The following is a 12,059-nucleotide window of genomic DNA, read 5'->3' as shown; positions in this document are numbered from 1 at the left end:
AGGGCGTCTGTCCCTACATTGAGGCAATCATTTCAATCAACGAGGAGGATTACTACAATTCAAAAATCATCATTCAAAATTCAAAATTATGATTAGGTAGAGTTGACGAGTGGGCAGGTTGACAAGTAAACGAGTTGTTTGTTCTGCAAGAAACAATACTATCTACTCCTCTCTCCATTGGGAGAGGGGCGAGGGTGAGGCTTTTCTTAACACGGAAGACACGGAGGGCACGAAGCCTAAAGGCGACACAGAGATCCTTACGGAACAATAGAATCCACAGAAGCTTACGCCCACGTGTAATTCAAAATACAAGATTCATAATTATAAGTTATAATCAGAACAATTTGAGAAGGGCGTTTCCTTGCATTAAAGAAAGCCTCTCCTTGCATCGAAGAAACGCCCTCTTTAAATCAAAGAAAGGCTCTTGTTAAATGGACATAACGATTCAAACTGATTTCCGTTAGGCACTCCTCCCCTTAGGGGAGGCTGGGTGAGGTTCCAGAAGAGAGCCTCTCTTGTTAGCTTCCGTTAGGCTACATCCCATCCTTTGGAGGGACTTGGGGAGGCTTTCGGTGGCTATATTGAGACCCTCAAAAGTTGTTGTAACACATGGATATACTATCACAAGACATCATGTACCTACAGGGTGTAGGTCCGAGAAGGAAAGAGATTCTAAGCAAAGAGCTTGGCATCCAGACTTATCGTGACCTCTTGGAGTACTACCCCTACAAGTATGTTGACCGCACAAAGGTATATCTTCTCTCTGAGTTGTCGGCTGATATGCCCTTCGTACAAGTGAAGTGTAAGATACTAAGCTACGAGGAGTTTGAGGTTGGGAAGCGTCGGAAACGAATCGTGGCGCACGCTACGGATGGGCATGGAATATGTGATATAGTATGGTTCAACGGCACTAAATACGTTTATCAAAACTATCAAATTAATAAGGAATATATCATCTTTGGGAAGCCAACCTACTATAACGGACGCTTCCAATTCAGCCATCCTGACATCGACGATGCCAGTCAGTTGCAGCTCAACGATATGGGTATGCAACCTTTCTATATAACGACTGAGAAGATGAAGAAGGCTGGTATCACCTCAAGAGCAATGGAGAAGCTGACGAAAACATTGATTAGTAAGCTCACAACTCCGCTTGATGAGACCCTTCCACCATATATTACTACTCGCTTACACCTCATCTCTCACGATGCTGCCATGCGTAAGATACATTATCCGAAATCGGTTGATGACACGCAGCGGGCACGTATCCGCCTTAAATTTGAGGAACTTTTCTATGTTCAACTCAATATTCTTCGCTATGCAAGTGACCATCGGCGCAAGTATCGGGGCTATATCTTCAATCGCATTGGAGCACAATTTAATTGGTTCTACACGCATAACTTGCCCTTTGAACTTACTGGTGCACAGAAGAGAGTGATGCATGAAATACGCGCAGACATGATGTCTGGCAAGCAAATGAATCGTCTCTTGCAAGGCGATGTAGGTTCGGGTAAGACACTCGTAGCCCTTATGTCTATGCTCATAGCCATCGATAACGGCTATCAAGCATGTATGATGGCACCGACGGAGATACTTGCAGAACAGCACCTACAGACTATCAAGGAGTTTCTCAAGGGTATGAACCTTCGCATAGAACTGCTGACTGGTATTGTAAAAGGCAAGAAACGCAAGGAAGTACTTGCTGGTCTCGTGGACGGAAGTATAAATATTGTCGTCGGAACACACGCTATCATAGAAGATAAGGTGCAGTTTCTGAACCTCGGTATGGCTGTTGTTGATGAGCAACACCGCTTCGGTGTGGCGCAAAGAGCTAAACTCTGGAGCAAGAGCGAGAACCCTCCTCACATCCTCGTAATGACTGCTACCCCTATTCCACGTACCCTTGCCATGACGATTTATGGTGACTTAGATGTGAGTATCATCGATGAGTTGCCACCAGGACGCAAGCCCATACAGACGATTCACAAGTATGATGACCAAATGACAAGCCTCTATCAGGGTATAAGACAGCAAATAAAGTTAGGCAGACAGGTGTATATTGTCTATCCACTCATCAAAGAGAGCGAGCGAATTGACCTCAAGAACCTTGAGGACGGATACGCTGCTATGTGTGAGATATTCCCTGAGTTCAAGCTAAGTAAGATTCACGGCAAGATGAAGGACAAGGAGAAAGAGGTGGAGATGCAGAAGTTTGTAAGTGGAGAAACGCAAATCCTCGTAGCCACAACAGTAATTGAAGTGGGCGTGAACGTACCGAATGCGAGTGTAATGGTTATCCTTGATGCACAGCGTTTTGGGCTTTCTCAACTTCATCAGTTGCGCGGGCGTGTTGGACGGGGTGCTGATCAAAGTTATTGCATACTCGTCACGAATCACAAGCTAACCAAAGAGACGAGCAAACGAATTGATATCATGTGTGAAACGAACGATGGTTTTGAGATTGCAGAAGCCGACTTGAAGCTACGAGGACCAGGCGACTTGGAGGGCACGCAACAAAGTGGTATAGCCTTCGACCTAAAGATTGCAGATATAGCTCGTGATGGTCAGATTGTCCAAATGGCACGTGAAGAGGCACAAAAAGTAATAGATAATGATCCAACTTGCCAAAAGATAGAGTATAAACTACTGTGGGATAGGCTGAAAGCGTTAAGAAAGACTAACATAAACTGGGCTGCCATTTCTTAAAAAGAATACGACTATCTTCTTAAAAAGAATATGGAGAAAACGCCCAGAATACGCATGTTTAAACGGCTTGACATATATCATCTGCCAAGCAAAAGATATAAAAGTCGTTTGTTAAACAGCCTATAAAAACTGTTAACCTGTAGCCTTTTCGTTATTTTTTTCTTATCTTTGCGAAGTCTTTTGATACTTGGTTTGATTCTTCATTATAGGTTATCAACATGTCAAGAGATAGGAACTTGGCAATTAGTTCCGGCCTATTTAGGCTTCATAGTATGGAAATAAAATAACTTAATTATGATTTTTAAGAAGATAGTTAGGACTTTTACGCTTACATCTCTACTTGCCTTAACAGCCCACACAGCTAACGCACAAGACTTGCTTGCACGTCAAGCACCAATTGACAGACGAGCTAAAGCACTCGACACAATGGTTATCAGTCGTCTGCGGGAGTCTGAAGAAATTGAAGAACCAGCATCAGAACTTTACAACGATTGGAACAATAACTATGCACACAGGGGCGGAAACCTTCCTGATGTATATAAGATTGATCTCCGCGGATTCCACATGCCAACTCCAAGTCGCGTCATCACAAGTAACTTCGGACGCCGTTGGGGACGTCGCCACTTGGGTATGGACATTAAAGTCTACATCGGTGATACCATCCGCGCAGCCTTCTCTGGAAAGGTTCGTGTTGTTAAGTACGATGCAAATGGTTATGGAAAATATGTTGTAATACGCCATAACAATGGTCTTGAAACAATCTACGGTCACCTGTCAAAGCAGCTTGTTTCAATTAATCAAACAGTTCGTGCTGGTCAGCCTATCGCTTTAGGTGGTAATACCGGTCGTTCGACAGGTTCTCACTTACACTTTGAAACACGTCTTGCAGGCGTTGCTTTGAATCCAGCCTTATTCTTCGACTTTGCCCATCAGGATGTTACAGGTGATTACTACGTATTCCGCAAGAGTACATTAGCACAAGAGTCAGAACAAGCAACAGCAGCTCGCGGTACTTCTTCAAGCCTTGGCTATTCTCGTGAAAACATTCAAGGCACACGCGGTCAGAGCACTTCTACTCGTCAAGAGAAGACTTACAACACTGATTTCTCTAATCGCACACCACGCACAGAGGCTACAAGTAGCAATGGTCAGATTATCTACCACTCTGTAAAGGAAGGTGAGACAATTGAGTCAATAGCAGAACAGTATGGTGTAAGTGTCGATAAGTTATGCCACTTGAATCGCCTCGGTCGATATACAAAGGTAGACAAGGGATGGATTCTAAAGATTAGTAAGTAAACGAATTATCCAATAATAAACAAACACCTCGCTAGATGTTACGTTCTAACGAGGTGTTTGTTGTTATGATAGCTTTTGTATTTTGCTGTCATTCCTATCACCTGTTTGGTTTGTATAATCCCCTGATAACGAGTGAAATACTATGAATGTTAAAAGTGACAGCAACTATAATTAAAACTAAATTAGGGCTTTTAAGTAATTCAAACGATAGGCACTTGAACCTTTACTTAGTATCAGTACTATCCTTCTTAAACGAATCGGAGATTCCCTTACCGAGCTTCTTAAAGAACTTCTTACCGCCTTCTCCAATTTTACGAGTTACCTCTCCCATTGTCTTTACTTCGCGTTTTACAACACGACCAATACCACGAGACATGGTACGCAAGCCGTCTTTTACTTCCGTCTCGCCCGAATCTCTCCGTTCAACACTAGCCGCTTCAACTTTCTTTGTTGTAATAGGCTTCGCCGTAGAAGTTACTGGAGTAGCAGGTATAATATGCTTTGTTGAATTTGAATGATGCTTTTTTGCCTCTGCTTTCTGACGTTCTTTCACCAAATGTGGAGATGCTCCAGCAATACCACTATACTCTGTTTGCGCTGTTGCCGATAGGCTTATCAACGACAAAACAACTATAAGTTTCGTTTTCATTCGTTTCATTGTCTTTCGTTTATGAATATTGATTAAACGATAAAAGGGTTACTAAAATTGTAGTCCTTAACAAACGATAGTACGCTTTAAAAGCCTTTAAAAGGATAAAAGCACCCTACTTCAATAGTTTACGGACAGCAAACCACGCGTGGAGTAAGACTGTAGTAAGAAGTCCGTAATGGCGTCTCATCACCTCAAAACGCTCTTTGAGAGAGTCCTTATGATGGATGGTTGTTTGTCCCTCTTCCATGTAGTTGGCAACAACAGCATGTATATTACGCAGAAGAAGATGTCGACGTTCACCCTCTTTCATCACCCTAATGCACCAATCAACATCTGCCGAATAACGGAAAGTGGTGTCATAAGGCTGCGAACGAGTAATGTCTATGCGAGCATAAAAGGCTTGATGACAGACGACCATACCGTAACGGAAAGAACGCCATGTGAGCCGTTCGGGTGGACTAAGGCGACGATGATACAAGAAGTTACCCTTATCATCAATAATATCAGTATTTCCAAAGAGTACTGCTGGACGTTCTTCTCCATCTCCTACTACGGCTGCCAACATCACCTTATCTAATGTGTCAGCCTCTGGGAAGCGGTCACCTGCATTCATAAAGACAATATAATCACCTGTTGCAAGGCGCAATCCCTTGTTCATGGCATCATAGAGTCCCTTGTCGGGTTCGCTTTGAATCTTCACAACATGCCCATTCTCTGCTTCATCCGATTGCTTCTGATAAGCCTTGGCAATTGCCAGTGTTTCATCTGTTGAAGCTCCATCAATGATAAGATGTTCAACATTCGGATAGTCTTGCATCATCACGCTATCTAAAGTAGGGCGTAAGACAGCAGCAGCGTTATAGGTTATTGTGACAACAGAGAACGTGATCATAATCGATAATTCTTAAAGGCCATAGCCTCATTATATATATTAATGTATTGTAAGGCGACGCTGCGTTGTGAGTAGCTACGCTTTACCTTTGCTATTGCAGACGAAGAAAGCTCTTGGTAATTGGCTTCCTCTAAAATCCAATGAAGTCCTTGTGCGAGATCAGCAGCATCACAATACTTCGCCACATAACCATTCACCTTGTGATCAATCTCTTCTGGAATACCACCCACCTTAAAGCCTACACAAGGAACACCACACGCCATTGCTTCCATAATAGTATTAGGAAGATTCTCTGAAAGGGAGGGTAATACGAATACATCAGAGGCATTATAGACATCCACGATACGCTGGGTATCATTGACATAACCTAACTCGCAGACTTCAAAGTCGAACTCTTTTCGTAAGTCTTCCGCATGTCCACCAAGCATGGCGATAGCTATTTTAGCAACCATCTCTGGATGATCAGAAGCTAACTTGTGGCAGGCTTCAATGAGATAAGAGATACCTTTATTTACATTCGTTACTCGCTGTGAGGCAAAAAGAATAATTTTCTTATTCAAAGGAAGTCCTGCATTGATGCGTGCGTGCTTACTGTCAGCAGGCTGAAAAGTATGTGTATCAATGGGATTAGGAATAGAGAATACCTGTTGACCTGCAAGAACGGCACTCTTCTGGGCTTCTTTTTCAAGCCATTTACTACATGTTACGAACATAATATTACGTCCATCGAGCATTAACTTCTTATGTTGAAGCACCTTATAAGATAGGTCGTGAGGAGAACCACCATTGGGTAAAAGTCGGCAATTACCACAGTATGACTGGTAACGCTGGCAGTTCAATGTGATATGACAGATACCCGTTGCAGGCCAAATATCGTGCATTGTCCACACAACAGGCTTACCACTATCGAGAATCTTACGGATTCCTTTCAGCGAAAGCATTCCTTGATTGATCCAAGAAAGATGTATAATATCAGCCTCCTTAAACTCTGGTAGCTTCGTAATATCAACACCTGAGTTAGCAATATCTATCTCAAATAAATGCTTCCGACTGAAGTGTAAATGCCAAAAGATACACCATCGCTCCCAAAGAAAGTGTAACTGATTGCACAAAGTATGCGATAAACCAATAACAGTAATATCGTCTGTCAGTTTATCACGCACCAGCATCTTCGCCTTTACACCATTGTTGTTCAGAGCATCCTTGAGCCGGTTGGCAGCTAAAGCAGCACCACCTGTCTTCTCACTGGTATTTACTATCAGAACTTTCATTCGCTTATATCCTTTGCAGCAAAGTTACAAGAAAAGCCATAAACACACAAGGAAAGTAATAAAATATTAGTTGTTTCCGTACACAGAGGGTTGATTTGCATCAAGAAAGAGGCTTTGTCTTGAGAAAACAGAAGTAAAAAGTTGCAGAGAAATAAGAATCATCCTACCTTTGCATTGTCAAAAGGTTAATAGATTGTTTAGGTTAGTAGTAATAGATTTAGGTTTTTAGTTATTTTATTTAAGGTAAACGTTTAACGATTGATCAAGGATGACAAAGGTAGTCGTGAGATTCCCTTTCATTTAAAAAGATTTTTGGTTAAACATACTGATAACGCCGATGCTCGTTGAGAGTATCGGCGTTTACTTTTATAAGATTACATCACTCGGTCTATTACAAAGTCCTTATAATATAGATTTCTCCGCACTTTACCCTTCACCTGCAGTAGGTTTCCTTTCGCATCAAAGCGATATTCGTAAGAATCAATCCTAGTCTTCATATCCTGTATGGCTGGCTCCGATTCATCAACAAGATCACCATCTTTCACTTCGGGGTCGCCTTTAAGCGATACGACAAGCCCTTGCTTATCCTTTGATATGTTATAAGTTCCATAGTCACCAAGTAGGTCGAAGTACTCTCTGCCAGTGGTCTCACCTTCATCAAAGTGCATCTCAAGTCCAATCATAGCCGTTAATTCTGGCATATACTGTATAAATGATCCATCTTTTATGAAGTTATCCAGGTGATATAAGATATTCTCTCCTTCAGTTGTCCTCATCGTCTCATCAGTTACTCTAGAGAACTTTCTATTCCTTTTCCAGTCCTCTTGACACCATCGTTTGAGGTTCTTATACCACTGATCGAACATCTTCTGATCCTTCACCTCAACGTTGGTCTCTCCCGTCAGATTATTTGCTTCGATGATAAAATGCTGCTTAAGCATCTGTTGCAGCATCTTAGCTTCAAGTTTATTTAGTTCCTTGTCGTATGCACCTGTTGTCCAATCAGGCAGCTTTACATCTAGCCCCTCTACTATACATTCTAGGCGACAAAGGTCATTGTTAACCACCAGCGGAACAAGTTTAAAGGTGTGCGTTCCCGTTATCCAGTTCATTTCGCAGTCCACTTTTATACGATAAGTGAGCGTATCACCCACTGTATATTGCGATGGAAGTAAGGGCTTATAAGTGGGTTCTTTCACGACAGATGCCTGCATACGCTTCATAAATAGTTGCCCCTCTGCCACATTCTTTATCTCTTGAAAGAATGAGACTCTTCTGTTGACTGGCACATTCCTTTTATCAATCGGCCATTGTAGCTTATCATCAATCGCCATGTACACATCATCCTTCTGCGGATTATTATAAAGTTTGATCAATCGTTTTGCATCCTGACGAGTGAGCCTTAACGTACCAGTAACGCTGCCATCAGATATTTCATCTTTACTCACAGCAGTGAATGAAGCCGTAGGTATGGCATAAGTCGATTGCTTATCTAAGGCACAAAGGATTAGCCAATCATCCATCAGTTCGTTTATACCAAAGCCAAAGATGTAACGTGACGTGTCATAGAGTTGCTTCTCACGTGCTAGATTCAGTAATCTCATTACTATTTTCTCATCCTGTGGATTCACCTGCACATACGAATTCATGTGGAAAGCAACATCTTCTCCATTATCAGCTGCTTCAGCCGCTGCTGCTGCAACATATCCGTCCGTATCGGGTAAGGTCCCGAAACGCTTCTTGAAAGCCGCTGTTGAGTCAGCTTCCGTTGCATTTTGATTCCCATAAATCTCGTCATTAAAGCGTCCGAAGTACTTCTCCAATGGACGTTTAGTAATATTCTTCTGATAAGGCAAGAGCTTATCACTAATTGACTTCAGCAGCTCGTGTGGGTCATGTACTACTGGATAAAATGCTATCTGCACAGGCTTCAATGCCTGCGCCATTGTCATTTGCAGACAGCTAATAAGCATTAATAAGAGGAGGCTTATACGTTTCATAAAGTCTATATATTTGATAATTTACATTCTAATTCGCCATTCATTCATCCCATCCGATTAGTTTATGCGCTCTATGAGATAGCCATAAGCTTCAACATCTGACATTCCTTTGTCTTTCTCTGTTGCTTCCTGCTTGACAATCCATTGATATTCTAACCGCTGTATGAGTCCTTGCTTATCTATATGGTAGATATATCTTTCCTCCGTATCACTGTCCTTATCCTTTGTCTTGAGCGTGATAACAAGTCCCTCGTTAGCCTGTGCGATTGTATAATCGACTAAGTTCTTCGCACAAGGGAAGTAACACGTGCCTTGTGTCTGCCCTTCCGAGAAGAAATAATCCATTGCAGTCATCACCTCCAATTCGGGTAACCGACGTGCCATGTTATCGCCCGTAAAGTCTGCACTCACCTCCTTCAATAGTTCCTCAGCCATCTGTTTGGCGGCTTCTTGCATTTCCTCTTTGCTCGCACCAAACAGAGCTGTATTCTCTATCAGATATTCCTCTATCTCTTTAACGAGCGTCTTGGAGTTCATCAATGTCGATACTGCAGTGTGTGTTGACAGGTCAGTCTCTATCATAATGTGACACTTGCGTAACCTGTCACAAGTATAATCTATTATCTTCTGAAATACTTCTTCATATTCACGCATCTCCTTTTCATTTGCAGCGTGGAGGGTATCTTCAATACATTCTATGCGTGTCATCTTGTCGTTTACAAGTCTTGGTATAAAACGGAAGATGTGGGATTCCGTCTGCTTACTTTCCTCTTTTCGAGCAGTGAAACGATAGGTCAAGGTATCACCTATCACGTATTGTGGACGATAAAGTGGTTTGAGTGGAGCCTCCTTTACAGCCGTTGACTTCAGGCGTCGCACAATCTCTTCTGCTTTAACCGCACCCATCTCATTCGGAATTTCTATCTCTGTAGTGGAAACCCCACTATTAACAAACATCGTGGCGAGGAACTTTCCATCCAGCAGAACCACAATATTATTGTCTACTTCTTGATAAGTCAACTTCGTAAACGCTACTGCGGCATCACGTGTAAGGCTTAGTTGGAATACGGGATTGCCATCAGAACTCTTGTCGCAACACGCATCCGTGATTGACAATGTTGGGATAGCCACTGGGCTTTTTAAGTCTATGACGTGTAAGTCGTACAAATCCTTATCCGAAGGTGACCTCGATAACAAGAGTTGATAGTGTGAAGTATCATACAAGCCTTTCTCTTTGGCAAGGTTTAAAAGGCTCTGCACCATACTTCTATTCTGTTCAGAAACATAGAACAAGGCATCATCAGTAGGGGAAGGGATCGCTTTGTCAATTTCTGTGTCGATAAAGCCCAATAAGTCGATAAACGATTTCGATGTAATATGTTTCTGATAGGGCAATAACTTCTTATTGATTGGTCGAATAAGGCTTGCCACATTCTGAGAAGCTGGATAAACAGACAGCGTTGCTGGTTTCTCACTCTGCGCAATAGCGCATTGTAGGACTGCAACAAGCAATAATAATGATAGGAAGAAACGTTTCATAAATTGTTCTAAAGTAGTTATATGCGACAAAAATAAGGATAATTCATTTCATAAGGTTTATCATTTGGTTATTTGTTCTAAAGTCATACGCTGCTATCACCACAGCCGACTATCTTATGCGTTCTATAAGATAGCTCGAAGGAACACGGAAGGTTGGGCTCACGGCATTACGAGGTACCTTCGCATTAGCAATCGCCTCATACCTCAATTGCCGTATCAGTCCTTGCTGGTCGATAGAATAGGTGTACCTCCCTGCTCCACCATTCTTATCTGCCTTGACAGTAAGCGTAATCACCAGTCCATCATCCGTCTTCGTGATCGTATATTCTGCTATTTTATCCTCCAAATAAAGGTAACATGTACCCTGTGTCTGCTGATTAGAAAAGCGATTATCAAGCTGTGTCATCACGTTCAATTCTGGTAGTATGCTTTCTATATACCCTTGTTCAAAGAACCCATCCCATTCTTCTGCCAACCTTTCAGCCACCTGCTCCAAGTCATCATGCTCAGACATTATCGGTTTGACCACTGCACTATGCGTTGTAAGATAGGTCTCCAACGCATGGGATAACGCTGGTAAATCCTTCAGCATAGGCACTGCAAAATGAGACGACTGATCTGTCTCAATCATAAAATGGTTCTTGCGTAACTCATAAACGAAATAATTAGCCATATCCTTATATTCCTTGTTTCCCTTAAAGAACTCGTCAATGGTAAGAGCAATAGAATCTACCACACATTCCATCCGTGTTATACTATCGTTCACAAGCCTTGGGATGAGTTGAAAGGTGTGCGAACGCTGTGCATTACCCTTACTCTGTGGGAAAGAAACACGATAAGTCAGCGTATCACCCAACACATATTGTGGACGATAAAGGGGCGTATAAGCAGAATCACTCACCGCAGCAGCCTTCAGATGAGGCAATAGTTTCTGACCTTCCTCCTCACTAAATCCAAATGATAGCTCCAGCGTCTTAGTAGAAACAACACATCGAACATAAGGAGATGTGAGGAGTTTACCATCCACTAAAAAGAGTATCACATTATTTATTTCGTGATAGGTAAGGTTTGTGAAAGCATCCGCAGCACCATGTGTAAGACTTATTTTAAATACAGGATCACCATAAAAGCCCTTGCCACAACGTACATCTGTAAACGAAAGCGATGGAATTATGTAGGGATTCTTTAGGTCTATAGCATATAAGGCAGACGGCTCTAATGCGGATTCTCCACTAGAAAACAAGAAGCGATAGCGGGTGGTATCATATAAATGTTTCTCCCTTGCAAGATCTAAAAGACTCTGCACCTTAGACTGATCAGTCCTTGCCACATAAAAGTAAGTGTAATTAACAAGATATGAGTCTCTATCCTCCTCTGTTGTACGACCTTCATCACCAGCATACGCATGGGGTACACGACTCATAAACTTAATAAGCGACTTAGAAGTAATATGCTTCTGATAAGGCAACAGCTTCTCACTAATCCCATTGATAAGCCCCGTTGCATCCTTTACTGCCGGATAAACGGAAATCGTCGCAGGTTTATCACTTTGCGCAAAACATACTTGTAAAGCTCCGACAAGCAATAATAAAGATAAGATGACACGCTTCATAAATTGTTCTAAAGTAGTTATGTGCGACAAAAGTAAGGATAATTCTTGAAACGGCAAAGGGGATAAAGCATTAGATTCACATTTGATG

The 12,059-nt window shown here is 42.1% G+C and carries 8 protein-coding genes; 2 read left to right on the top strand and 6 right to left on the bottom strand.

Annotated elements, in window-relative coordinates; translation table 11 throughout:
* Positions 1 to 609: 609 nt before the first annotated feature.
* Positions 610 to 2,706 (top strand): ATP-dependent DNA helicase RecG, encoded by a 2,097-nt coding sequence (gene recG / locus D464_RS0106760; protein ID WP_018910730.1) that lies wholly within the window; start codon positions 610 to 612, stop codon positions 2,704 to 2,706.
* A 294-nt stretch (positions 2,707 to 3,000) separates the two neighbouring features.
* Positions 3,001 to 4,005, top strand: a complete 1,005-nt coding sequence (locus D464_RS0106755; RefSeq protein ID WP_018910729.1) for a M23 family metallopeptidase — start codon at positions 3,001 to 3,003, stop codon at positions 4,003 to 4,005.
* 223 nt (positions 4,006 to 4,228) lie between these two features.
* Here D464_RS0106755 and D464_RS0106750 read toward each other — a convergent pair whose 3' ends face one another.
* From D464_RS0106750 to D464_RS0106725, 6 genes are all read right to left on the bottom strand, one after another.
* Positions 4,229 to 4,663: a hypothetical protein gene (locus D464_RS0106750; protein WP_018910728.1), complete on the bottom strand. Its 435-nt coding sequence runs from the start codon at positions 4,661 to 4,663 to the stop codon at positions 4,229 to 4,231.
* A gap of 106 nt (positions 4,664 to 4,769) precedes the next feature.
* Positions 4,770 to 5,549, bottom strand: a complete 780-nt coding sequence (locus D464_RS0106745) for a glycosyltransferase family 2 protein (RefSeq protein ID WP_018910727.1) — start codon at positions 5,547 to 5,549, stop codon at positions 4,770 to 4,772.
* Positions 5,546 to 6,820, bottom strand: coding sequence for a glycosyltransferase family 4 protein (locus D464_RS0106740; RefSeq protein ID WP_018910726.1), 1,275 nt, complete (start codon positions 6,818 to 6,820; stop codon positions 5,546 to 5,548). Before D464_RS0106740 ends, D464_RS0106745 begins: the two co-directional genes overlap by 4 nt.
* Positions 6,821 to 7,194: 374 nt before the next feature.
* On the bottom strand, positions 7,195 to 8,820 hold the full coding sequence (locus tag D464_RS0106735; protein ID WP_024985751.1) for a hypothetical protein: 1,626 nt from the start codon (positions 8,818 to 8,820) through the stop codon (positions 7,195 to 7,197).
* Positions 8,821 to 8,877: 57 nt separating this feature from the next.
* On the bottom strand, positions 8,878 to 10,359 hold the full coding sequence (locus tag D464_RS0106730) for a preprotein translocase subunit SecD family protein (protein WP_018910724.1): 1,482 nt from the start codon (positions 10,357 to 10,359) through the stop codon (positions 8,878 to 8,880).
* Between the two features lie 109 nt (positions 10,360 to 10,468).
* Complete coding sequence (locus D464_RS0106725) at positions 10,469 to 11,971, bottom strand: hypothetical protein (protein ID WP_018910723.1); 1,503 nt, start codon at positions 11,969 to 11,971, stop codon at positions 10,469 to 10,471.
* Positions 11,972 to 12,059 lie beyond the last annotated feature (88 nt).

It is taken from the genome of Prevotella veroralis DSM 19559 = JCM 6290, from assembly GCF_000377625.1.
Classification (GTDB): domain Bacteria; phylum Bacteroidota; class Bacteroidia; order Bacteroidales; family Bacteroidaceae; genus Prevotella; species Prevotella veroralis.
The sequence above is the reverse complement of the archived record's forward strand: the minus strand, read 5'-3'. Positions and strand labels throughout refer to the sequence as shown.